This window comes from Streptomyces sp. NPDC107538, from assembly GCF_055657445.1.
The window spans coordinates 623,810-645,576 of record NZ_JBVKAY010000003.1; the positions used below are offsets into that span (position 1 = coordinate 623,810).

Annotated in this window: 21 protein-coding genes and 1 pseudogene; 10 read left to right on the plus strand and 12 right to left on the minus strand. The window is 71.2% G+C overall.

Annotated elements, in window-relative coordinates:
* The first annotated feature begins 57 nt into the window (after positions 1–57).
* The 3 genes from ACZ7MG_RS13320 to ACZ7MG_RS13330 all read left to right on the plus strand — a co-directional run bounded on the left by ACZ7MG_RS13320 (position 58) and on the right by ACZ7MG_RS13330 (position 3,402).
* A complete protein-coding gene (locus ACZ7MG_RS13320; protein WP_471390050.1) occupies positions 58–1,407 on the plus strand; it encodes a sensor histidine kinase in 1,350 nt (449 codons plus the stop codon).
* Positions 1,404–2,069: a response regulator gene (locus tag ACZ7MG_RS13325; RefSeq protein ID WP_471390052.1), complete on the plus strand. Its 666-nt coding sequence runs from the start codon at positions 1,404–1,406 to the stop codon at positions 2,067–2,069. The genes ACZ7MG_RS13320 and ACZ7MG_RS13325 overlap by 4 nt, the downstream gene beginning before the upstream one ends.
* 115 nt (positions 2,070–2,184) lie before the next feature.
* Positions 2,185–3,402 (plus strand): cytochrome P450, encoded by a 1,218-nt coding sequence (locus ACZ7MG_RS13330; RefSeq protein WP_471390055.1) that lies wholly within the window; start codon positions 2,185–2,187, stop codon positions 3,400–3,402.
* A 54-nt stretch (positions 3,403–3,456) separates the two neighbouring features.
* Here the strand turns inward: ACZ7MG_RS13330 and ACZ7MG_RS13335 are convergent, their stop codons facing one another.
* From ACZ7MG_RS13335 to ACZ7MG_RS13345, 3 genes are all read right to left on the minus strand, one after another.
* The gene (locus ACZ7MG_RS13335) at positions 3,457–3,651 is read right to left on the minus strand and encodes a hypothetical protein (protein WP_471390058.1); all 195 of its coding nucleotides are present in this window, start codon (positions 3,649–3,651) and stop codon (positions 3,457–3,459) included.
* Positions 3,652–3,848: 197 nt separating this feature from the next.
* Positions 3,849–5,462: an ABC transporter permease gene (locus ACZ7MG_RS13340; protein ID WP_471390060.1), complete on the minus strand. Its 1,614-nt coding sequence runs from the start codon at positions 5,460–5,462 to the stop codon at positions 3,849–3,851.
* Entirely contained in the window at positions 5,459–6,403 is a 945-nt protein-coding gene (locus tag ACZ7MG_RS13345) for an ABC transporter ATP-binding protein (RefSeq protein ID WP_471390063.1), read from the minus strand. The genes ACZ7MG_RS13340 and ACZ7MG_RS13345 overlap by 4 nt, the downstream gene beginning before the upstream one ends.
* Before the next feature lie 132 nt (positions 6,404–6,535).
* On the opposite strand from ACZ7MG_RS13345, the gene ACZ7MG_RS13350 reads away from it, so the two are divergent.
* Positions 6,536–7,087, plus strand: coding sequence for a GbsR/MarR family transcriptional regulator (locus ACZ7MG_RS13350; protein ID WP_471390065.1), 552 nt, complete (start codon positions 6,536–6,538; stop codon positions 7,085–7,087).
* Between the two features lie 41 nt (positions 7,088–7,128).
* Here the strand turns inward: ACZ7MG_RS13350 and ACZ7MG_RS13355 are convergent, their stop codons facing one another.
* Together ACZ7MG_RS13355 and ACZ7MG_RS13360 are read right to left on the minus strand one after the other, a co-directional pair.
* Positions 7,129–7,557 (minus strand): DNA-binding protein, encoded by a 429-nt coding sequence (locus tag ACZ7MG_RS13355; RefSeq protein WP_471390067.1) that lies wholly within the window; start codon positions 7,555–7,557, stop codon positions 7,129–7,131.
* Positions 7,558–7,588: 31 nt separating this feature from the next.
* The gene (locus ACZ7MG_RS13360) at positions 7,589–8,560 is read right to left on the minus strand and encodes an oxidoreductase (protein ID WP_471390070.1); all 972 of its coding nucleotides are present in this window, start codon (positions 8,558–8,560) and stop codon (positions 7,589–7,591) included.
* Between the two features lie 79 nt (positions 8,561–8,639).
* Between ACZ7MG_RS13360 and ACZ7MG_RS13365 the strand changes: the two genes are divergently transcribed.
* A complete protein-coding gene (locus ACZ7MG_RS13365) occupies positions 8,640–9,230 on the plus strand; it encodes a TetR/AcrR family transcriptional regulator (protein ID WP_471390073.1) in 591 nt (196 codons plus the stop codon).
* 28 nt (positions 9,231–9,258) lie between these two features.
* Here the strand turns inward: ACZ7MG_RS13365 and ACZ7MG_RS13370 are convergent, their stop codons facing one another.
* Entirely contained in the window at positions 9,259–9,849 is a 591-nt protein-coding gene (locus ACZ7MG_RS13370; RefSeq protein ID WP_471390075.1) for a YciI family protein, read from the minus strand.
* 116 nt (positions 9,850–9,965) lie between these two features.
* On the opposite strand from ACZ7MG_RS13370, the pseudogene ACZ7MG_RS13375 reads away from it, so the two are divergent.
* Positions 9,966–10,398 (plus strand): annotated as a pseudogene (locus ACZ7MG_RS13375) (GNAT family N-acetyltransferase).
* Positions 10,399–10,482: 84 nt separating this feature from the next.
* Here ACZ7MG_RS13375 and ACZ7MG_RS13380 read toward each other — a convergent pair.
* Positions 10,483–11,046, minus strand: coding sequence for a hypothetical protein (locus ACZ7MG_RS13380; protein WP_471390078.1), 564 nt, complete (start codon positions 11,044–11,046; stop codon positions 10,483–10,485).
* Between the two features lie 471 nt (positions 11,047–11,517).
* Positions 11,518–12,804 carry a diacylglycerol kinase family protein gene (locus tag ACZ7MG_RS13385; protein ID WP_471390081.1) on the minus strand — a complete coding sequence of 429 codons (1,287 nt, stop codon included), beginning with the start codon at positions 12,802–12,804 and terminating at the stop codon, positions 11,518–11,520.
* Positions 12,805–13,001: 197 nt separating this feature from the next.
* Here ACZ7MG_RS13385 and ACZ7MG_RS13390 point away from each other — a divergent pair, with 197 nt between their 5' ends.
* Positions 13,002–14,285 carry an adenylosuccinate synthase gene (locus ACZ7MG_RS13390; protein WP_471390084.1) on the plus strand — a complete coding sequence of 428 codons (1,284 nt, stop codon included), beginning with the start codon at positions 13,002–13,004 and terminating at the stop codon, positions 14,283–14,285.
* A gap of 142 nt (positions 14,286–14,427) precedes the next feature.
* Entirely contained in the window at positions 14,428–14,721 is a 294-nt protein-coding gene (locus ACZ7MG_RS13395) for a DUF3303 family protein (protein ID WP_471390087.1), read from the plus strand.
* Positions 14,722–14,740: 19 nt separating this feature from the next.
* Here the strand turns inward: ACZ7MG_RS13395 and ACZ7MG_RS13400 are convergent, their stop codons facing one another.
* The 4 genes from ACZ7MG_RS13400 to ACZ7MG_RS13415 all read right to left on the minus strand — a co-directional run bounded on the left by ACZ7MG_RS13400 (position 14,741) and on the right by ACZ7MG_RS13415 (position 20,200).
* Entirely contained in the window at positions 14,741–15,391 is a 651-nt protein-coding gene (locus ACZ7MG_RS13400; protein ID WP_471390090.1) for a hypothetical protein, read from the minus strand.
* Positions 15,392–15,493: 102 nt separating this feature from the next.
* Complete coding sequence (locus ACZ7MG_RS13405) at positions 15,494–17,953, minus strand: dolichyl-phosphate beta-glucosyltransferase (protein WP_471390093.1); 2,460 nt, start codon at positions 17,951–17,953, stop codon at positions 15,494–15,496.
* Positions 17,950–18,684: a GntR family transcriptional regulator gene (locus tag ACZ7MG_RS13410; RefSeq protein WP_471390096.1), complete on the minus strand. Its 735-nt coding sequence runs from the start codon at positions 18,682–18,684 to the stop codon at positions 17,950–17,952. The genes ACZ7MG_RS13405 and ACZ7MG_RS13410 overlap by 4 nt, the downstream gene beginning before the upstream one ends.
* Positions 18,685–18,838: 154 nt before the next feature.
* Positions 18,839–20,200, minus strand: a complete 1,362-nt coding sequence (locus tag ACZ7MG_RS13415; protein ID WP_471390100.1) for an aminotransferase class III-fold pyridoxal phosphate-dependent enzyme — start codon at positions 20,198–20,200, stop codon at positions 18,839–18,841.
* A gap of 334 nt (positions 20,201–20,534) precedes the next feature.
* On the opposite strand from ACZ7MG_RS13415, the gene ACZ7MG_RS13420 reads away from it, so the two are divergent.
* Together ACZ7MG_RS13420 and ACZ7MG_RS13425 are read left to right on the plus strand one after the other, a co-directional pair.
* Positions 20,535–21,146 carry a DJ-1/PfpI family protein gene (locus ACZ7MG_RS13420; RefSeq protein WP_471390102.1) on the plus strand — a complete coding sequence of 204 codons (612 nt, stop codon included), beginning with the start codon at positions 20,535–20,537 and terminating at the stop codon, positions 21,144–21,146.
* Complete coding sequence (locus tag ACZ7MG_RS13425) at positions 21,143–21,628, plus strand: MarR family winged helix-turn-helix transcriptional regulator (RefSeq protein WP_471390106.1); 486 nt, start codon at positions 21,143–21,145, stop codon at positions 21,626–21,628. The genes ACZ7MG_RS13420 and ACZ7MG_RS13425 overlap by 4 nt, the downstream gene beginning before the upstream one ends.
* The last annotated feature ends 139 nt before the right edge of the window (positions 21,629–21,767 follow it).

Consider the following 21,767-nt stretch of genomic DNA (forward strand, 5'->3'; position numbering starts at 1 on the left):
ACAGACCCTCCTCACTGGTGACGACGCCGCCCCGGCCCTCCGCCTACCGTTTTCCATGTGACCGAGACGACCCAGACGCAGACGATGCCCTCGCGCGGCGGGGGCAGGCCGAGCAGCCCGGAGTTCCAGATGGCGATGGACGCGTGGCGCAGGCTGCGGCAGGACCTGTTCCACGACGCGTTCGCCTACCGACCACTGCCGCCGCTGAAGATGGACGGCCCGTTCACCGGACGCCTCTCCGGCCGCCTCCGCGAGTACGCGGCCTGGGCGCCGCACGCGGCCGTCGTGGTGGCCGGCCTGTTCACGGCGACCATCGCGGCCTCGTCCAGCGAGAGCGCGGGCGACCTCGGCGGGCTGCTGGTGGCTCTCCTCGCCTTCTGCCCGGTCCTGCTGACGCTGATCCGGCCCGTGGGGGCCTTCTGGGTGTCCATGGCGGCGACCCCGTTCACCGCCGCGTTCGGCACCATGTGGAGCGACTGGCCGTGGGCGCCCGGCAGCTTCGCTGCCCATCTCGTGGTGATGACGGTCGTGGCCCTGCGCACCCGGCCGCGCATAGCCGCCTGGATGTGGGGACTGACCGCGGCCTACGGCGTGATCGCCGAGATCCTCCCCGGAGCCGGGCACTACGCGTCGAACACGGGCCCGCTGCTGGTCGTCTCCGCGATGTCCCTGCTGGCCGCCTCCGCGCTGACCATACGCCGCAACGCCCAGCGCGAGGTGACCGCGCAGCAGACGGTGACCGAGCACGAGCGGTCCAAGCGCACCCTCCTGGAGGAGCGCACCACCATCGCCCGAGAGCTGCACGACGTGGTGGCCCACCACATGTCGGTGGTCGCCATCCAGGCCGAGGCGGCGCCCTACCGGGTGGAGAACCCGCCGCCGGAGCTGGAGCAGGCCTTCGCCACGATCCGGGAGAACGCGGTGGCCGCGCTCACCGAGCTGCGCCGCGTCCTCGGCGTGGTCCGCGCCGAGGACTACGAGGCCCCGGACGCCCCGCAGCCCACCCTCGCCGACCTCGACGCCCTGCTCGCCAATGTGCGGGAGGCCGGCCTCACGGTCGACAAGGCGGTCACCGGAGCGGTTCGTGAACTCCCGCAGGGCGTGGAGCTGTCGGCGTACCGCATCGTGCAGGAGGCCCTCAGCAACACTCTGCGGCACGCCCCCGGCGCGACCGCCCGCGTGGAGATCGGCTACGTCCTGGGCGGGCTCGGCCTGCGCATAGTCAACGGCCCGTCGCCGGAGGTCACCCTGGTGAAGTCCACCCACGGCACGGGCCACGGCCTCACCGGGATGCGCGAGCGGGTCACGATGCTGAACGGCGAGATGACGACGGCCGAGACGGAGGACGGAGGCTACGAGGTGACGGTGTTCCTGCCGGTGTCCAGTGCGAGCGAGGCCGACGCATGACGATCCGTGTGCTGATCGCCGACGACCAGATGATGGTCCGCGAGGGCTTCTCCGTGCTGCTCGGCGCGATGCCGGACATCGAGGTGGTCGGCGAGGCGGTGAACGGCCGGGACGCGGTCGACCGGGTCCGGGAGCTGTCGCCGGACGTCGTCCTGATGGACATTCGGATGCCCGAGCTGAACGGCATCGAGGCCACCCGGGAGATCGTGGCGTCGGACGGCGGGGCGAGGGTGCTGGTGCTGACGACGTTCGACCTCGACGAGTACGTGTACCAGGCGCTGCGCGCGGGGGCCTCCGGCTTCCTGCTCAAGGATGCCTCCGCCCGGCAACTGGCCGACGGGGTCCGGGTGGTGGCCGCCGGTGAGGCTCTGCTCGCGCCGTCCGTCACCAAGCGTCTGATCACGGAGTTCTCCAAGCTGGCGCAGGCCCCCCGCCCTTCGGCGGCCACGCAGCTGGCGTACGGCGAGCTCACCGACCGCGAGACCGAGGTCCTGGTCCTCATCGCCCAGGGTCTGTCCAACTCGGAGATCGCCGAGCGTCTGGTGGTCGCCGAGTCCACGATCAAGACCCATGTGAGCCGCGTCCTGGTCAAGCTGGGCCTGCGCGACCGTACGCAGGCGGCGGTGTTCGCGTACGAGGCGAGACTGGTCACGCCGGGCTGACCGGTCACGCCGGGCTGGGAGAGCCCCGGTCGGCAGGGCGCCCCTCATTGGCGGGGCACCCCTCGTCGGTAGGACGCCCCTGGTCAGAACGGGGGAACCGGGCTAGCGTCGCCCCATGGCAGCTGCTTCCGATCTCGCTTTCGACCCGTGGGACCCCGACTTCGTGGCCGACCCGTACCCGGCGTACGAGGAGCTGCGGGCCAAGGGGCGGGTGCGGTGGTTCGAGCCCACGAACCAGTGGCTCGTCCCGCACCACGCGGACGTCTCGGCGTTGCTGCGGGACCGGCGGCTCGGGCGGACGTATCAGCACCGGTTCACGCACGAGGACTTCGGGCGGACGGCGCCGCCGGCGGAGCACGAGCCGTTCCACACGCTGAACGACCACGGGATGCTCGACCTGGAGCCGCCGGACCACACGCGGATCCGGCGGCTGGTGTCGAAGGCGTTCACGCCGCGCACGGTGGAGCGGCTGAAGCCGTATGTGGAGGAGCTGGCCGGTGAGCTGGTGGCCGGGCTGGTGGCGGCCGGCGGGGGCGACCTGCTGACGGATGTCGCGGAGCCGCTGCCGGTGGCGGTGATCGCCGAGATGCTGGGGATCCCCGAGTCGGACCGGGAGCAGCTGCGGCCCTGGTCGGCGGACATCTGCGGGATGTACGAGCTGAGCCCCTCGGAGGAGACGGCGAAGCGGGCGGTGCGGGCGTCGGTGGAGTTCTCGGAGTTTCTCCGGGAGCTGATCGCGCGCCGGCGGGCCCAGCCGGGCGAGGACCTGATCTCGGGGCTCATCGCCGCGTACGACGAGGGCGACCGGCTCACCGAGCAGGAGATGATCTCGACCTGTGTGCTGCTGCTGAACGCGGGGCACGAGGCGACGGTGAACGCCACGGTGAACGGCTGGTGGGCACTGTTCCGGAACCCGGAGCAGCTGGCGGCCCTGCGGGCGGACCACGCGCTGGTGCCGACGGCGGTGGAGGAGCTGATGCGGTACGACACCCCGCTGCAGCTGTTCGAGCGGTGGGTGCTGGACGACATCGAGATCGACGGGACGACGGTGCCCCGGGGCGCGGAGATCGCGATGCTGTTCGGCTCGGCCAACCATGACCCGGCGGTCTTCGCCGACCCGGGGAAGCTGGACCTCGGCCGCAAGGAGAACCCGCACATCTCGTTCAGCGCGGGCATCCACTACTGCATCGGCGCACCCCTGGCCCGTATCGAACTGGCGGCCTCGATGACCGCCCTTCTGGAGAAGGCCCCGACCCTCGCCCTCGCCACGGAGCCGACCCGCAAGCCGAACTTCGTGATCCGGGGCCTGGACGGCCTGGCCGTCGAGCTCTGAGGAACGCCCGCCGCCCGACTCCGGCCTTGGCCCGGGCTCGGCTGTCGGCCCCGGTCAGGGCCCCCTCCGCCGGGCCAGCACCAGTGCGATCGCCAGGCAGACGACGGCTGGGAGGGCGGCCCCGGCGAGGGCGACGAACGGAAGCTCGGTGGCGAGGACGGTGTAGTCCATGTCCTCGCCCTCGAAGCCGCCCCGGAGATGGCGTCGCGTGCGGTCCGAGGTGCTCCAGACGAGCGTCGTGGCCACCATGCCCACCGCCGACAGCGCACACCCTCCACAGCCCAACGCGCCGTGCCGATCCAGTTCCCGGCGCGCTGCTCCCCGGCCCTCTGGCTCTCGTTTCTCTGACTCTCGCTTCTCCGGTCCCAGTCGGTCCATGACCGGAGGGACGCGTCGGGTGCGGCGGTGGTTCTTGGTTCGCCGGAGCGTCCTGTTCAGCCCTGTCCTCAGCTGCTGAGATCCCGCCGCCGCAGTCCGGCCAGACCGCCCGCCACCAGCGCCGCCGCGAGCGCGGTCAGGGTCAGGACCGGTGTCCACCGCATCTCGCCGCCCGGCAGCTTCGGGAGGTGGCCGAAAGGGGAGAGGTCGAGGACGAGTTGGGGGGCGTCGAGGACGGGGCCGATCCAGCCGATGAGGAGGACGGCTCCGGCCAGGCCCCAGGCCGCCGGCACGGCACGGGGGGCGAGGCCGTGGAGCAGGACGGCCGCGCCGCCGACGACCCAGGCCCCGGCGACCTGGACGAGGCAGGCGCCCAGGATCGGGCCGGCCTCCTTGCCGTAGCCGAGGGTGAAGCCGAGGCCGGCGAGGAGCATGATCCACACGGTTCCGCCGAAGGCGACGGCCAGATGTCCGGCGGCCCAGCGGAGCCGGCCCACCGCGCCCGCGAGAAGCGGTTCGGCGCGCCCGGAGGTCTCCTCGCCGTGCAGGCGCAGCACCGCGCCGACGACGTAGAGCGCGGCGATCAGGCCGAGCATGCCGATCATCGAGGAGAGGAAGGCGTTGGTGAGGCCGGACTGGCCGCCCATGCGCTCGAAGATCTCGCGGGCGGCCTCGTTGTCGCCGACGAAGTCGGCCGTGCCCTCGGTCAGCCCGCCGTAGACGAGGCCGGTGAGGAAGAAGCCGATGCTCCAGCCGAGGACGTTGCCGCGTTGCAGCCGCCAGGCCAGCGCGCCGGCCGTACCCAGGCGTCCGGCGGCCGGTCCGGGCCGGGTCGGCAGGAAGCTCATGCCGACGTCCCGGCGGCCGGCGAGGGCGTACGCCACCGCCGCCTGGATCGCCGTCGCGGCCACGAACAGCAGCAGCACCCACCACCGCTCGTTCGCGAACGAACGCTCGTTTTCGAGCCACCCCAGCGGCGACACCCACGTCCAGAAAGACGAACCTTCGTTCTCGGAAGCGTCGCCCGCCGCCCGCAGGACGAACGCCGCGCCCAGCACCCCCGCCGTGAGCCCCCGCGCCAGCCGCGCGCTCTCCGTCAGTTGGGCCACGACCGCCGCCATCGTCGCGAACACCATCCCGACGCCGGCGATGCCCAGCCCGAAGGCGAGCGCGCCCGCCGTGCTGTGACCGGCGAGGCCGAGGGTGACGAGCAGGGCCAGCCCGGCGTTGGCGACGGCCGCCGTGAGCAGGGCGGCGGTCAGGGAGGCCCGGCGTCCGACCGTGCCGGAGGCGATCAGTTCCTGGCGGCCGCTCTCCTCCTCGTCGCGGGTGTGGCGGATGACGACGAGGAGGCTCATGACGGCGGCGAGGAGACCGGCGTAGACGCCGACGCGCCAGGCGGTCAGGGCGCCGAGGGAGTCGTCGAAGACCGGGCCGACCAGGGCGCGCAGCGAGGAGTTGGTGGTCATCTGGCGCATGAGGTCGGCGCGTTCGGCGGCGGTGCCGTACAGGCTCTCCAGGCTGCTCGGCATGGAGAGGACCATCAGCCCCGTCACCACCACCCAGACCGGCACCATCACCCGGTCGCGGCGCAGGGCGAACCGCAACAGAGTTCCCGTACCGGCCAGTTGGCGGGTCCCGCCGGATCGTACGGTGAACGGGTCGGCTGCGGTGGCGGTCATCGCGCGGTCACCTCTGTCACTTCTCCCGCCTGGTCTCCCGCCTGGTCTCCCGTCTGGTCTCCCGCCTGGTAGTGCCGCAGGAACAGTTCCTCCAGGGTCGGGGGAGTGGAGGTCAGGGAGCGTACGCCGGTGTCGGTCAGGGAGCGCAGGACGGCGTCGAGTTTGTCGGTGTCGACCTGGAGGTGGACGCGGTGGCCCCGGACGTCGAGGCCGTGGACGCCGGGGAGGTGGGCCAACCCGTTGGGCGGACCGGCGAGTTCGGCGGTGACGGTGGTGCGGGTCAGATGGCGCAGGTCGGCGAGGGAGCCGCTCTCCACGGTGACGCCCTTGCGGATGATGCTCACCCGGTCGCACAACTCCTCGACCTCGCTGAGGATGTGGGACGAGAGCAGGACCGTACGGCCCCGGTCGCGCTCCTCCCGTACGCAGCGCTGAAAGACCTCCTCCATCAGCGGGTCGAGGCCCGAGGTGGGCTCGTCGAGGATGAGGAGGTCGACGTCGGAGGCGAAGGCGGCGACGAGGGCGACCTTCTGGCGGTTGCCCTTGGAGTAGGTGCGGCCCTTCTTGGTGGGGTCCAGTTCGAAGCGTTCCATCAGCTCGGCGCGGCGCGCGGTGTCCAGGCCGCCCCGCAGCCGGCCGTACAGGTCGATGACCTCGCCGCCGGAGAGGTTCCGCCACAGGGTCACGTCGCCGGGGACGTACGCGATCCGGCGGTGCACCTCCACCGCGTCCTTCCACGGGTCGCGGCCGAGGACCTGCGCGGCACCGGAGTCGGCGCGCAGCAGGCCGAGCAGGACGCGGATGGTGGTGGACTTTCCGGCGCCGTTGGGGCCGAGGAAGCCGTGGACCTCGCCGGTCTCGACGGTGAGGTCCAGGCCGTCCAGCGCATGGGTCCGTCCGAAGGACTTGTGCAGTCCGGCGACGGTGATGGCCTTCGTCATGTTTCAGAACGTACGCTTACTTCAGAAATTTGTGAAGTTAAGGAAGGGTGTGAACTGACGGTAGGCTGGGCGTGGTGTCTGACCAGGGGATATGAGGGGACGCCGGGGGATACCGAGGGAGTTGATCGAGGGATGGCGGATTCGAAGGCCGGTGCCGGTGCCCGTGCCGCTGCCGGGACCGAGGCCGGTGTCGGTGCCGGGGCTGTGGGGCGCGATGCCGAGTCGGTCTCCCGGTTCGTCGAGCACTTCGCGGCGCAGCTCGTCGAGGCCGGGATGCCGCGCATGGCGGCCCGGATCTTCGCCGCGCTCCTCGCCTCCGACACCGGCGCGCTGACCTCCGTCGAGCTGGGCGAACAGCTGAAGATCAGCCCCGCCGCCGTCTCCGGCGGGGTCCGCTATCTCGCCCAGGTGCACCTGGTGTCACGCGAGCGTGAGCCGGGTTCGCGGCGTGAGCGCTACCGCGTCCACAGCGACCAGTGGTACGAGGCCCTCACCAACCGCGAGGCCATCATGAAGCGCTGGGAGGAGGCGTTGCGCGAGGGCGTCGCCAGCCTGGGCGCCGACAGTCCGGCGGGGCGCCGGCTCGCCGAGACCCTCGCCTTCTTCGAGTTCGTCGAGACCGAGGTCGAGGAGATGATGGGCCGCTGGCGCGTACGCCGCGACGAGCTGTTCGGCCAGGGCTGAGGGGCGGCCGGAGTCCGGGGTGGGAGCCGAGTGGCCGGGGGCTACTCGCCGGTCTTCTCCGTACGGCTCGACAGGCGTTCGTGGCGTTGGCGGGCCGCCTGGGGGGTCTGGAGGCCGAGGCCGAAGGCGATCTCCGGCCAGGTCATGCCACGGCCCCGGGCCATGTCGAGGAGGCCGACCTCCAGTTCGTCCATCTCGCCACGGGCGAGGGGGATCAGGGTCAGGGCGGCGGTGATGTCGGCGCGGTCGACCTCCGCCTCGCCGTCGTCGAGGAGGGCGGCACCGCTCAGCAGGTACGAGACCAGCCGGATCGCCTCGTGCGGACCGAGGACATGCGGGTGGACCTGACGGTTCCGCTGCTCGGCCGTACCCGCGTGCCGCTCGGCGATACGGAACAGCGCCGTGTACACGCGCTGGGCGCGCGCCTCGTCGGCACTCGGGGGCGTGAAGGGGTCTGTGGGTGACGTCATGTGTTCAGCGTGCGATGCAAACACTTTGTTGTCAACGGATTATTTCTGACGACAGTGGGGCGGGCACCCTGGTGAAGGCGTGGGCGGGGAAGGCGACACCCGTCAGTTCTTCGGAGACGGTCCACAGGCGCCGCGCGGTCTCCGGGTCGCTGGCGTTGGGGGAGCGGCCGACGAGGGTGGGGGCGCCGCGCCACTCGCCGAGGCCGTCGGGGCCGACGTAGGAGGCGCCGGGGAGTTCCATGACGGCCGCGTACAGGGTGGGGAGGGCGCCGGCCGCGCTGTCCTGGGCCATGACGCGGTTGGCGAGATGTCCGGCGCCGCGCAGCAGGAAGTTGGCGCCGTGGTTCTGCAGGTTGGTGCTGGACAGGCCCGGGTGCGCGGCCGTGGCGCGGACGGGGGAGCCCGCGAGGGCGAGCCTGCGCTGCAGTTCCAGGGTGAACAGCAGATTGGCCAGCTTGGACTGGCCGTAGGCGGCCACCGGGTTGTACTCGCCCGTCAGGTTCAGGTTCTCGAAGCGGATGCGCGGGCTGCCCGCCATCTTGTGCGCGTTGGACGAGACGGTGACGACGCGGTCCGTGATGTGCGGCAGGAGCAGGTTGGTCAGGGCGAAGTGGCCGAGGTGGTTGGTGCCGAACTGCGTCTCGAAGCCGTCCTTCGTGGCGCCCTCGGGCGTGTTCATGACGCCCGCGTTGTTGATGAGCAGGTCGAGGTCGCCCTGCCAGTCGGCGGCGAACCGGCGGACCGAGGTCAGGTCGGCCAGGTCCAGCGGGCGCACCTCCACGCTGCCGCGCGCGCCGGCGACGGTCGCGGCGGCGGCCTCGCCCCGGCGCGGGTCGCGCACGGCGAGCACGACACGGGCCCCGGCCCGCGCCAGCGCGTCGACCGTGGCGAGCCCGATCCCGCTGTTTGCGCCGGTCACGACGGCGGTACGGCCGGTCTGGTCGGGGATGCGGGCGGTGTTCCAGGCAGGGGTCTTGGTGTGGGGCTGGGAGTGGTTCGTCATGACTCCAATGTATGCATCGCTCACAATGTAGTCAATGCTTACAATGTAGTTGGTGTACACACTCGGATACGCTCAAGACATGAAGAGCCGCCCGTACCACCACGGAGATCTCCGCACCGCTCTGCTGGCCCGCGCCGAGCAGGCGCTCCAGGAGAAGGGCGTGGCCGAGTTGTCGTTGCGCGAGCTGGCCCGTGACATCGGGGTCAGCCCCGCCGCGCCCAGCCGCCACTTCAGGACCAAGCGGGCGCTGCTGGACGCGCTGGCGCTGGAGGGGTTCGACCGTCTGGTGGTTGCGCTGACCGCCGCGCAGGGGGAGGCGGGGGAGTCGTTCGCGGAGCGGCTGGCCGTCCTCACCCGCGCCTACATGGCGTTCGCCACCGCCAGCCCCGCCCTGCTGGACCTCATGTACTCCGTCAAGTACGACCCCACGGCCTCACCCGAACTGGTCGAGGTCTCGCAGCAGTTGCCGGCCCTCGCCAACCGGCTGATCGAGCAGGGGCAGCGCCGGGGCGAGGTCCGCGAGGGTCCGGCGGACGAGATCGGCCTGCCGGTCATGGCCGCGCTGCACGGTTACGTCACCCTCGCGATCGCCGGCGGCATCCCGGCCAACGGCGTCGAACAGGGCCTGGAGGACATGGTGGCCTTCGTACGGCGAGGGTGCGCGCCCTAGCCCAGCCCTCCGGGGCGCGCAGCCCGCGTCACCGCCGTCCGCCGAACTCCCACTCCCGTACCTCGGTCTCGGCGTACCGTTCCCCCGCCAGTACGGCGCGCGCCGCGTCCCCCTCCGGGGCGCGGACCAGGGCCGCCGTGCCCAGCCAGGCCGTGCCGTCGTCGGACAGCAGCGGCCCGTACGCGATCAACTCGTCCCGCCACGCGGCCGGTACGGCGAGGCCGGCGGCGCCACCCGAACCCGCACCCGGGCCGGGGGCGATGCCGAGGTCCGGTGCGAGGCCGAGCACCAGGTAGCGGCGGCCGCCGCCCGTGCGCCCGCCCGGGAACTCCCACATCGTGCGGCCGAGCAGGTTCCGCCAGCGGCGCAGCAGCACGTCCCGGAACACGCCCGCCTGGTAGTTGGGCTCGTCGAAGGCGAACGCCCGTGCCGCGGCGGGATCCGGCAGGTCGACGATGTGCACGCTCCCGGAGGGCGTCTCCCCGTCCGCCGCGAAGGTCGGACCACGGGCGATCAGCTCCTTCGCGTACCCGTCCATGTACGACCAGTGCGCCTCCACCAGCCCCTCCCGTAGGTCGAGAGTGCCGGCCCGGTCACGGTGAAAGCAGAAGAACTCCATGCCCCGCAGCCTTACCGACCCGCCCCGGGGTCTCAACGGACTTATGTATCCAGGGGCTTGCGGGGGCCGGATCCCACCGGTGGACACGGCTCGACGCCGTGGCCGATGATCGCCGCATGATCCGTACCGCCACCGTGCACGACATCGCGGAGATCGTCGCGATGATCCGCGAACTGGCCGCCTACGAGAAGGCCGTCGACCAGGCCCGGGCCACCGAGGAGCAGCTCCGCGAGGCGTTGTTCGGCGAGCACCCGGCGGCGTACGCGCTGATCGCGCAGGACGACGACACGGGCGGAACCGTCGGCTACGCCCGCCCGTGGCGCGGGGCACGGCAAGGCGCTGCTCGCGGCCCTCGCCGCGCTCTGTGAGCGGAGGGGTTACGAGCGTTTCGAATGGTGGGTGCTGGCCTGGAACGAGCCGACGATCGACTTCTACAAATCGCTGGACGTCGAATTCCTCGACGAATGGAGGGTGTGCCGCCTCAGCGGCGAACCCCTCGGCGCACTCGCCGCCCAGGCCCCAACCGTCCACGCGCTGCGCACTGACTAACATGCATGCCGGAACCCCGGCTCGATTACGGCGAGCCGGGGTTTCCAGTGGTGCGTTGAGGCCTTCAGGCCTCGGTTGTCAGTTTCAGTGGTGTCCGTTGTGCCCGTTGATCACGCGGAAGCTGCCCACGACAACCACGTCTTCCAGTTCCTGATCCCCGGCGACCGCGTGGCTGGAGCTGCGCGGGCCGACCGTGGCAACGGGAGCGCCGTTGTCACAGGTGAGCCCGTTGTAGAACTCGACGGTCCGCTCGCTCTCGTTCCGGATGTTGAAGCTGGTGGTGTCGAACTGGTCGATGATGCTGTTCAGGTTGACCACGGCGACGCAGGAACCCGGGTCGGCGGAGTACGACCGCTCGTTGATGTAGATACGGCCCTCCTCCCTGTTGTCACCCCGGTCACCGCGACCCTCGCCCCGCTTGCCGTTCCAGTTGTTCTCCTTCCCCCCGGAGTCCGACGCCGCGTTCGAGCCGGCCTCGGTGCCCGTGCCGTTGCCGCCGCGCGGGGCAGGGGCGGGGGCGGCGTCCTGGACGATCGTGGTGGACCGGGGAGCGGACTCCAGGGCGGAGCTGGCGTAGGTGACACCGGTGGCGGCCGCGACTGCCACGCCGACGGAGGCGGCGATCACTGTGACTTTACGAGTGCGCAATGCACTTCCCCTTCTCTTCGTTCTCGTCGACAGGACCTGCCGACGAGAACGAACGTAATGACGGCCAATTCGGCTGTCATTTCGAGCAGGCTTGGAGAAGTGTGAAAATAGGGCTGAACGGCCGCGCGAAATGTCGCCCCGGAGGGTGACGATGGATGACGATCGGCGCGCCTGACACCCCATCAAAATATGGCAATGAGCAGGCACTTTGATTCGAGGGGAGCGTCTGTTCGGAACACACTGACACGTCGTCACCCTCTTGGACGTGCCGTGCGCGACCCGACCCATGACCACCTGTCAGGTCACCTCTCGCTGCGCCCGACTGACGACGCATCAAGAAGCCTCAGGGGTACATCAATAAGCAATGCGGCCCCCCGCGTGAATTCCACGCCGGGAAATGCTCGGCAACGGCGTGTCGCGCGTTTTCGCGGGCCCCGTCGTGCCTATAGTGATCGGTCCTCCGCCCCGCCCTCACCCCGGCAGCGTCAGCCCCCACGCCCCCTCCCGTACCGTCCACGTCCGTGTTCGTACGGGCCCGGAGACCAGGGAGTCCGCCCGGTAGCGGAAGTCCGCGCCGGAGACTGTGACCCGGTGGCCGGTGGCATGCAGAGCGGACGCCGCGGCGCCCAGGGACACCGGACGGATCTCGACGCGGGCGCCGCCGTCCATGCCGGGTGTGATCGACACAGCCTCCACCGGCTGGTCGAGGTCGACGAGCATCACCCCGTCCACCTCCACCCGCAGCCGCGCGGGCCCGGCACCGCCGCCCGCGGAGACCCGTATGCGCGAGGGCCGCAGCGGACGGGACATCCGGGCGGGCCGCACCGGCCGCGTGGACAGCGTACGGGCGAGGGACTGCGGCCAGGCGCGCAGCCAGGAGTGATGGCCGGACGACGAGCCGTGGTCCTCGTCCGCGCCCCCGGCCCCTGTCTCCCGCCCCGTACCCGAATTCGCGCCACCGCCCGTACCCGGACCATCGCCCCTACCCGGACCACCGCCCATGCCGGAGCCGTCCCCCGTTCCCGAGCCGTCACCCCCACGGGAGCCACCGGCCGTGCCCGCTCCCCTTCCCCTCCCCGTTCCTGCTTCCGTCCCGGGACTCGCCCCCGCCCCCGCCCCCGCCCCCGGGCCCGATCCTGCCCCGTGGCCTTTCCCTCTGCCCAGTCCTCCCAGCCCTCCCAGTCCCAGTCCCCGTCCCAGCCCGAGGCCCAGTCCGAATGCCGGGCCCGAACCGTCGCCCCCACCGGAGCCGCCAGCCATCCCCCTGCCGTCCATGCCGCCCATGCCGTCCATGCCGTCCATGCGGTCCGGTGAGGAGGACGTGCCCGGCAGGGCCGGGATGCGGAGGGTGCCCAGCACCACGCCGTCGCTGTCGTCGACCAGCAGATCGAGCCGGTGCTCGACGCCGTCGAGGGCGGCGCGGGCCGCCGCGACCGCGCCCGTGGGGACGCCCAGGGAGTGGGCGAGGCCCAGGGCGGAGCCCACGGGGACCAGGGAGAGGGCGCACGCCCCCAGCTCCCGCCGCCGATGCAATAGAGCCACCGTCCGCAGCAGTGCGCGGTCGTCGCCGACCACCACCGGACGCCGTGAACCGCGTCGGACGAGCGCCCGCGCGAATTCCTCGGGGCCCTCCGGAAGACACACCTTCGTGCTCGCCGCACCCGCGCTGAGCACGTCTTTCGCGATCCGTACGGCCTCGCCGTCCGTGCGACGGGCGAGGGGGTCGATGACCACGAGGAGCTGGTCGTCAGTCGCCACCTCGGTCCTGCCTCGCTTCCTCGGGTAGCATCTTTGTGCAAGAGCCCCTTGCGCTATTGCGCCAGGGGCTTCGTCTATTCCGGGGCATCCGGGTCCTACAGGTGCGACCAACGGCGGTCGCGGTGCACGCGACGGTAATGAGCCACCGCGTACGCCCCCGACCTTGGACATGCCCCGCCCGGAAGGGGTGTACGCGCGTGCCCGCACTTGTGCTGCTCGGTGCTCAGTGGGGTGACGAAGGCAAGGGAAAGGCGACGGACCTGCTAGGCGGATCCGTCGACTATGTGGTGCGCTACCAGGGCGGCAACAACGCCGGCCACACGGTAGTCGTGGGTGACCAGAAGTACGCCCTCCACCTTCTCCCTTCCGGGATCCTCACTCCGGAGTGCACTCCGGTCATCGGTAACGGTGTCGTAGTCGACCCGTCGGTCCTGCTCTCCGAGCTGAGCGGTCTGAACGAGCGCGGCGTCGACACGTCCAAGCTCCTGATCAGCGGAAACGCTCACATCATCACGCCCTACAACGTGACGGTGGACAAGGTCACCGAGCGCTTCCTCGGGAAGAGGAAGATCGGGACGACCGGCCGCGGCATCGGACCGACCTACGCCGACAAGATCAACCGGGTCGGCATCCGCGTCCAGGACCTCTACGACGAGTCGATCCTGACGCAGAAGGTCGAGGCGGCCCTCGACGTCAAGAACCAGCTGCTCACCAAGCTCTACAACCGCCGCGCGATCTCCGTCGACCAGGTCGTCGAGGAACTGCTCGTCTACGCGGACAAGCTCGCGCCCTACGTCACCGACACGGTCCTGGTGCTCAACCAGGCCCTCGACGACGGCAAGGTGGTCCTCTTCGAGGGCGGTCAGGGCACGCTCCTCGACATCGACCACGGCACCTATCCGTTCGTCACCTCCTCCAACCCCACCGCGGGCGGCGCCTGCACGGGCACGGGCGTCGGACCGACGAAGATCAGCCGCGTCATCGGCATCCTCAAGGCCTACACGACACGTGTCGGTGCCGGACCGTTCCCGACGGAGCTGTTCGACGAGGACGGCGAGGCGCTGCGCCGCATCGGCGGCGAGCGGGGCGTCACCACCGGCCGTGACCGCCGCTGCGGCTGGTTCGACGCGGTCATCGCCCGCTACGCGACCCGCGTCAACGGCCTGACGGACTTCTTCCTCACCAAGCTCGACGTCCTCACCGGCTGGGAGCAGATCCCGGTCTGCGTGGCGTACGAGATCGACGGCAAGCGCGTCGAGGAACTCCCGTACTCGCAGTCCGACTTCCACCACGCGAAGCCGATCTACGAGACCCTGCCGGGCTGGTCCGAGGACATCACGTCCGCGAAGTCCTTCTCCGATCTCCCCAAGAACGCCCAGGCGTACGTCAAGGCGTTGGAGGAGATGTCCGGCGCCCCGATCTCCGCGATCGGCGTCGGCCCGGGCCGCGACGAGACGATCGAGATCAACTCGTTCATCTAGGACGTCGTCCGGCTCCACCCCGCTCCCTCCTACCGGACACCGGCCGGGCCCGCGCAGGCGTGCCCGGCCGGGCCTATCCTGGAAAGTGCGCAGACTTACGCATATCGGGCAACCGATCGGGCAACCGGAGGAAGTGAGTGCGATGCGCGTTCTCTTCAAGGCGCGGTTCGATACGGAGAAGTCGAACGACGCCATTCGCAACGGCACGCTGGGGAAGCTGATGCAGGCCTCCATGGAGCAGGTCAAGCCGGAGGCGGCCTACTTCACCACCGACAACGGGCACCGCACCTGCTATCTGGTGTTCGACATGCAGGACAGTTCCCAGATGCCGGCGATCGCCGAGCCGTTCTTCCTGGAACTGGGCGCGGATGTCACCTACACCCCGGTCATGAACCCCGAGGACCTGCAGAAGGGGCTCTCGGCGACCGGGCGCTGAGTCTCGGGATCGTCGGGGCTCAGCTGAAGACGATCATCGAGCCCTGGGCCAGGCTGCGGGTCGCCGCCGCGTGCAGGCCCAGCCAGACGTGCCGTTCGCGGGCGAAGGGGCTGGGATCGTAGGGCGCCGGAACGGCCGGTTCCTCCAACTCCGTGGGTGCGAGCGGTGCTTCGGGAGGCGACGGCGGGTTCGCCGGGTCGATGCCGATGGCCGCGGCCACGAACTCCAGTTCCCTCAGCAGGCCCTGGGAGGAGCCCAGGGGGCCGCCGCCGGCGAGCAGTTCGTCGCTGGAGAGGGGCTGCGGGAAGTCGACGGGGACGTAGGCGCCCGCGTGGTCGTAGTGCCAGACCAGATGCGACTGCTGGGCCGTGCCCTCGAACATCTCCAGCAGCTGCTCGTAGTCCCCGCCCAGCGCGTCCACCGGTGTCACCGCGAGGCCGCACACCTGGAGCAGATAGGCCCGGCGCAGGAAGTGCAGCGCGTCGTAGTCGAAGCCCGCGACGGGGGCGACCTCGCCGGTCAGGCCCGGCATGTACTGGTACACCGGGACCGGTGGCAGCCCGGCCTCACCCAGCAGCTTGTTGTAGAGCGCGAGTTCCTCGGCGAAGGGGTTGTCGGGCGTGTGGCAGAGCACGTCGACGAGCGGGACCAGCCAGAGGTCACAGGCCAAAAGAGAACTCCTCGGTCATCCGGCACGTACGCACACGCACGGTAGGGCTACGTTCGCGTACGGCACACAGTGGTCAGGGAAGCGTAGTCGCTGGAGGCGGCTTCAGTCCCCGTCGTGCAGATCCCATACCCACACACCGCCCACCCACTTACCGGGTCGCCCGACCAGCTTCTCCACGGCTTCCCGCAACTGTGCGTCGTAGTGCTGCGGGCGCAGGACGAGGGCGCCCGCGTGCCAGTACGCGAAGTCCTTGCGCGCCTGCGCCTGCCAGTTCACGCCGATCACCGGGACCTTGCCGGTGTAGCGGACGTCACGCAGCAGGTTGGAGGTGTGGCGGGGGACGGCGCCGTAGATGCCGACGCGGTCCTCGCCGAAGGGGCCGTTGAAGTAGCCGCCGGGCATCCGGAACCCGAAGTCCGCCGTGGTCTGCCAGCGCAGGGCCTCCGCGTTGCCCGGGTCCGGCAGCGGCACGGGCACCAGGGTCTCGCCGGCCCCGGTGTCGACGTACGACGTCCATGTGCCGTCCGCGATGAACGCCGGGACCTCGGCGCGCTCCACCGACCGCAGCGGGGCCGGGACGATCGGGAGGAGGGCGAGGGTGACGGCCAGGAAGCCGACGTAGCGGGTGCCGAGGCCGGGGGCCGTCGCGAGGCGGGCGCAGGCGATCGCCAGCAGCATGCCGAGGACCGGGGCGCAGATCATCGCCACCCGGCCCTCGATGACCGACTCGAACAGCGGCTTCTCGGCGAGCAGCGCCCACGGGCCCGGGAGCACCAGGTCCGTCTGCGGCAGCCGGAACTCCTTGCCGAGGGAGAGGACGGCCGCCGCGACGGCCGTGCAGGCCAGCGCCTTCACCAGGGCACGTTCCCACAGCCGTACGACGATGCCGAGGGCCAGCAGGACCAACGGCCAGCCGTAGAAGGCGTTCTGCTCGGTGATGTTCAGGGAGAGGGCGTCCGCGCGCTCGCGGTCGCCCGCGAGGAGGGAGCGTTCGGCGAAGGAGAGCAGGGCGAGCGGGCTGTTGCCGGCGTTGTCGCCGTGCGCGATGTTGCCGTAGCTCTGCGGGCCGAAGAACTGCCAGGAGAGCGGGAAGGTGACGAGGGGGAGCGCGACGACGACCGCGATGCCGAGGCCCTTGAGGAGCGGGCGCCAGGCCTCGCGGGCCACGTCCGGGCGGACGGCGCCGTACGCGGCGGCGAAGAGCAGCATGCCCATCGCGGCGAGCAGGAGGGGTTCCTCGCCGAGGAAGATCTGATAGGCCGCCATCAGACCGAGGACGATGCCGTCCCGGCGGGTGCGGGAGCCCGTGCACAGGCGCAGCGCCCGGTCCACGATCAGCGGGATCATGAACAGGACGACGAAGTTCGGGTGCGCGTTGGCGTGGCTGACCATCGGCGGCGCGAAGGCGGCGAGGGCCGCACCGGCGAAGGCCGCGCCCCGGTGCCGTACGACCCGCTTGACGATCAGCCAGTACCAGGCGGCGGCCGTGGCGGCGAGGCCGAGCGTCATCACCAGGGCGAGGGTGACGGCCGGGCCGAGGAGGAGCGTGACCGGGGCGAAGGGGGCGGACAGGCCCAGCATGACCGTGTTGGCCATCAGGTTCACGCCGTCGGGGAAGCCCTGGAAGGTGGTGAAGAGCGGGTTGCGGAAGTGGACGAGGTTGTCGGCCGTGACCGCGAAAAACCACTCCCACTGGTTCTGGTCCTGGAGCGAGTCCGGGAGATAGCGGCCGTTCGGATCGAGCCAGCGGCCGCTGTAGAGGGCCACCGCCATCAGGAGGAAGCCCAGGACCGCGAGGACGTCCGCGCGGCGGACGGTACGCGCCCGCAGGACGGCGAGTTCACCGAGGACCCGGGCGTAGTCGCGCGGCCGGATCTTCGAACCGGGCTGGTGGGACCAGCGGACGGGGACCTCGACGACGGGCCAGCCGCTGCGCCGGAAGTACCGCAGGATCTCCACGTCGATGCCGAACCCGTCGAGCCGGGACGCGGCGAAGGCCTCACGGGCGTGGTCGCCGTCGAACAGCTTGAAACCGCACTGGGTGTCGCGGATGCCGGGCACCGCGACCCCGCGTATGAGGAGGTTCCCGGCCCGGCCCAGCGTCTCGCGCAGCCGGTGCTGATGGCGTTCGATGTGCGCGCCGGGCGCCTCGCGGGAGCCGATCGCGGCCGTGTGCCCGTCGGAGAGCGCCTTGTCCAGGCGCTCCAACTCGTCGATGGGCGCGGAGAGATCGGCGTCCGTGAGCAGCACCCGGCGGCCGTGCGAGGCGAGCACCCCGAGCCGCAGGGCGTGGCCCTTGCCCCGGTTGCGGGGCCCGCCGGAGACCAGCTGGACCCGGGCGTCGCGGGCGGTGACGGCGGCCACGACCTCGGCCGTGCCGTCCGTCGACCCGTCGTCGACGACGATGACCTCCCAGCGGGCGGCGGCCTCGGTCGCCGTGAGGTGGGCGATGATCGCGTCGAGGCTGGGGGCGAGGCGGGCCTCCTCGTTGTACGCGGGCACCACGACGGAGAGATCGACGCTCACCTGCCCGCCGCCGCCCGGCTTCGCGGTGATGCTCATCCGTCCGCCAGTCGTTCCACCAGGGTCAGGGACTGCTCGTCGTACCCGGCGATGATCTCCTGCGCGGTCTGCGCGTCCCGGCGGGTCAGGGCGTCGACGAGATCGGTGTGGTCGGCCCACAGCCGCCCCTTGAGATCGTCCGCCCCGGCCACCCCGCCTGTCGTGCCCGTCCCGGCCGTCCCGTCGTCGCCCTGCCGCAGGTGCTGGACCGCGCACACCCAGGCCTGGACGCGCAGCCGGTGCAGGAAGTCGGTGAGGTACGGGTTGCCGAACATGGCGCTCAGCTCGCGCCAGAACCGCAGGTCGTAGCCGATCAGAATGTCCAGGTCCCCGGCGGTCGCGGCCCGCCGCGCCTCCTCGCCGCGCCGCCGCACCCCGGCGAGCACGGCGGCCGTGCGCGGATCGACCTTGCGGTCGCCGAGCCGCCGGAACATGCCGTCGGTGACCAGGATGCGGGCCTCGACCATGTTCCGGTAGTCGGCCACCGAGTACGCGTGGACCTCGAAACCCCGGTGCTGCACGGCGTCCAGCAGCCCCTGCGCCGACAGGTCCACCAGGGCCTCGCGCACGGGGGTCGCCGAGACGCCGTACTGCTCGGCGATCTCCTTGACCGTGAACTCCTGCCCCGGCTTCAGTCTGCCGGCCAGCACCTCGTCACGGAGCGCGTCCGCGAGCTGCTGTCGCAGGGTGCTGCGGGTCACGGCGCCATTGCCGCCGCCGGTGCCGGGCATCGTGGTCTGGGTCCCCCATCCGCGTAACGCGTACGCATCCTGTGCGTGCTCTCTGAGTTCTCTTACGAGCACGTCACCTTACGCGTTCGGGTTCGACGGAGGTGTTTTCGCCCTTTCTGCTCGGCACCGCGGATTCACGGGGCCTACGCGCGGTCTACGCGGTGTGTTCGTCCGCCACGGACAGGGCCGCGTCCAGGGCGGCGAGGCCCTCCTTGGCCTCGGTCTCGGTGATGGTGCACGGGGGGACGACATGGGTGCGGTTCATGTTGATGAAGGGCCACAGACCGTTCGCCTTGGCGGCGGCGCCGAAGGCGAGCATCGGGGCGTTCGCCTCGCCGGTCGCGTTGTAGGGGACGAGGGGCTCGCGGGTCTCCTTGTCCTTCACCAGCTCCAGCGCCCAGAACATGCCGGTGCCGCGCACCTCGCCCACGCAGGGATGGCGGTCGGCGAGTTCGCGCAGCGCCGGGCCGATGAGCGTGGCGCCGAGGCCGGCCGCGTTGGTGACGACGCCCTCCTCCGCCATGACCTCGATCGTCGCCACGGCGGCGGCGCAGGCCAGCGGGTGCCCGGAGTAGGTCAGACCGCCCGGGTAGGGGCGGCGGGCGAAGGTCTCGGCGATCGCGGAGGAGATCGCGACGCCGCCGAGGGGGACGTAGCCGGAGTTCACGCCCTTGGCGAAGGTCATCAGGTCCGGTACGACGTCGAAGAGGTCGGCGGCGAACCAGGTGCCGGTCCGGCCGAAGCCCGCCATCACCTCGTCCAGCACGAACACGATCCCGTACTTGTCGCACAGCTCCCGGACCCCGGCCAGATAGCCCGGCGGCGGGACCATGATCCCGGCGGTGCCCGGGACGGTCTCCAGGATGATCGCGGCGATCGTCGCCGGCCCCTCGAAGACGATTGTTGTCTCCAGGTGCTCCAGCGCGCGGGCGCACTCCTGCGCCTCCGTCTCCGCGTGGAAACGGGACCGGTAGAGGAACGGCGCCCAGAAGTGCACGACCCCCGCCGTGCCGGTGTCCGACGCCCAGCGGCGCGGGTCGCCCGTGAGGTTCACGGCCTGCTGGGTGCCGCCGTGGTACGAGCGGTACGCGGCGAGGACCTTGGGGCGGCCGGTGTGCAGACGGGCCATGCGGGTGGCGTGCTCGACCGCGTCGGCGCCGCCGTTGGTGAAGAAGATCTTGTCCAGGTCGCCGGGGGTGCGTTCGGCGATGAGGCGGGCGGCCTCCGAGCGGGCCTCGATGGCGAACGCGGGGGCGAAGGTCGTCATCGTGGCGGCCTGTTGCTGGATGGCCGCGACGACCTTCGGGTGCTGGTAGCCGATGTTCGTGTAGACGAGGCCGCTGGTGAAGTCGAGGTAGCGGTTGCCGTCGTAGTCCCAGAAGTACGAGCCCTCCGCGCCGGCGACGGGGAGGGGGTCGATGAGTTCCTGGGCGGACCAGGAGTGGAAGACGTGGGCGCGGTCCTTGGCCTTCACGGTGGCGCCGGTGGCGGGGCTGGGGGCCGGGTGAGGGGTCATGGGGGTGAGGCTAGGGGTGGGGGGTGGGTGGGGGACATCGGCTTTTTGTCTGTGTGCGGGTGGGTGGGCGCGACAGTGTGTCTGGCCTGGGGGGTGAGTGGGTGAGTGGGTGGGCGAGTGCGGGTCCGGTGGGGGCTGGTCGCGCAGTTCCCCGCGCCCCTGAAAAAGCGGGGCTGCGCCCCTGCTTTTTCGGCCCGAAAGGGCCGCGGGCCCGTCAGGGCCTGCGGCCCTTTCAGGGGCGCGGGGAACTGCGCGAGAAGCCCCACCGGCCCGCAGCCGACCTCCCGCCAACCCCTCTCTTGACAGTAAGCTGTCCAAGTGTCAGCATGCTGTCATGAGTCATCACAAGCCTGTTCATCTCGCCGTGTACGACACCTACGCCGACTGGGAGACGGGGCACACGACCGCCTGGCTCGCCCGGGGCGGGTACGAGATCCGGACCGTCGGGCCGGGTCCCGACGCCGTGCGGACCATCGCGGGGGTGCGGATCCAGCCGGACGAGGTGCTGGAGGGGCTGCGGCCGGAGGAGAGCTCGATGCTCGTCCTCACCGGCGCGGACCTGTGGGACATGGGCGACGACCTCGCGCCGTTCGCCAGGAAGGCGCGGGAGTTCCTCGACGCCGGCGTCCCCGTCGCCGCGATCTGCGGGGCGACCGCCGGGCTCGCCAGGGAAGGGCTGCTGGACGACCGCGACCACACCAGCGCGGCCCCCTTCTATCTCGCCGCCACCGGGTACGCGGGCGGCGAGCGGTACGTGGACGCGGACGCCGTGACCGACGCGTCCGGGCTGCTGGTCACCGCCGGCCCCACCGAACCCGTCGCCCTCGCCCGCGAGGTCTTCCGGCTCCTCGGTGTGTACGAGGGAGAGGTCCTCGACGCCTGGTACCGGCTCTTCCACGACTCGGACGCGGAGGCGTACGCCGTACTGGAGGCGGCGGGCCGGTGAGCCGGGAACAGCAGGACCTCCTCAGCCGGGCCGCGCTCGGGGTGTTCCGGCTGAACGGGCAGTTCCTGTCCGTGGCCGAGGAGTTGGCGCGTCCGGCGGGGCTGACCGCCGCCTGGTGGCAGGTGCTGGGCGCGGTGCTGCCCGAGCCGCTGCCCGTCGCCGGGGTGGCCCGGGTCATGGGCATCACGCGGCAGAGCGTGCAGCGGGTCGCCGACCTCCTCGTCGGCAAGGGGCTCGCCGAGTACGTGCCGAACCCGGCCCATCGCCGCGCCAAGCTCCTCGCCCCGACCCCCGCCGGGCGCGCCGCGATAGCGGAGATCGAGCCCGGTCACGCCGCGCTGGCCGCCCGGCTCGCGGAGGCGCTGGGGGAGGAGGGGTTCGCGGAGGCCGTACGGGCGCTCGAACGGCTGTCGGGTGCCCTGGACGGTCTCGCGGCGGCAGCGGGGGCCGGCGAGGCGCCCGCCGCTGTTACGGAACCGTAGACACCGGTCCATCCGCGTCTCCTTACGGCCGCACTACGATCGGTCCGTTGCGCACGTACGCGACGTAGACGACGTTGATGACGTAGACGACGTACCCGTACGTACGCGTACACCTATGGGGCATGCGCAGGGGAATGGG

Coding starts and splice junctions, on each gene's coding strand:
- ACZ7MG_RS13325 (WP_471390052.1), top strand. CDS start 1,404: ATGACGATCCGTGTGCTGATCGCCGACGACCAGATGATGGTCCGCGAG.
- ACZ7MG_RS13330 (WP_471390055.1), top strand. CDS start 2,185: ATGGCAGCTGCTTCCGATCTCGCTTTCGACCCGTGGGACCCCGACTTC.
- ACZ7MG_RS13335 (WP_471390058.1), bottom strand. CDS start 3,651: ATGGTGGCCACGACGCTCGTCTGGAGCACCTCGGACCGCACGCGACGC.
- ACZ7MG_RS13340 (WP_471390060.1), bottom strand. CDS start 5,462: ATGACCGCCACCGCAGCCGACCCGTTCACCGTACGATCCGGCGGGACC.
- ACZ7MG_RS13345 (WP_471390063.1), bottom strand. CDS start 6,403: ATGACGAAGGCCATCACCGTCGCCGGACTGCACAAGTCCTTCGGACGG.
- ACZ7MG_RS13350 (WP_471390065.1), top strand. CDS start 6,536: ATGGCGGATTCGAAGGCCGGTGCCGGTGCCCGTGCCGCTGCCGGGACC.
- ACZ7MG_RS13355 (WP_471390067.1), bottom strand. CDS start 7,557: ATGACGTCACCCACAGACCCCTTCACGCCCCCGAGTGCCGACGAGGCG.
- ACZ7MG_RS13360 (WP_471390070.1), bottom strand. CDS start 8,560: ATGACGAACCACTCCCAGCCCCACACCAAGACCCCTGCCTGGAACACC.
- ACZ7MG_RS13365 (WP_471390073.1), top strand. CDS start 8,640: ATGAAGAGCCGCCCGTACCACCACGGAGATCTCCGCACCGCTCTGCTG.
- ACZ7MG_RS13370 (WP_471390075.1), bottom strand. CDS start 9,849: ATGGAGTTCTTCTGCTTTCACCGTGACCGGGCCGGCACTCTCGACCTA.
- ACZ7MG_RS13395 (WP_471390087.1), top strand. CDS start 14,428: ATGCGCGTTCTCTTCAAGGCGCGGTTCGATACGGAGAAGTCGAACGAC.
- ACZ7MG_RS13405 (WP_471390093.1), bottom strand. CDS start 17,953: ATGAGCATCACCGCGAAGCCGGGCGGCGGCGGGCAGGTGAGCGTCGAT.
- ACZ7MG_RS13410 (WP_471390096.1), bottom strand. CDS start 18,684: ATGCCCGGCACCGGCGGCGGCAATGGCGCCGTGACCCGCAGCACCCTG.
- ACZ7MG_RS13415 (WP_471390100.1), bottom strand. CDS start 20,200: ATGACCCCTCACCCGGCCCCCAGCCCCGCCACCGGCGCCACCGTGAAG.
- ACZ7MG_RS13420 (WP_471390102.1), top strand. CDS start 20,535: ATGAGTCATCACAAGCCTGTTCATCTCGCCGTGTACGACACCTACGCC.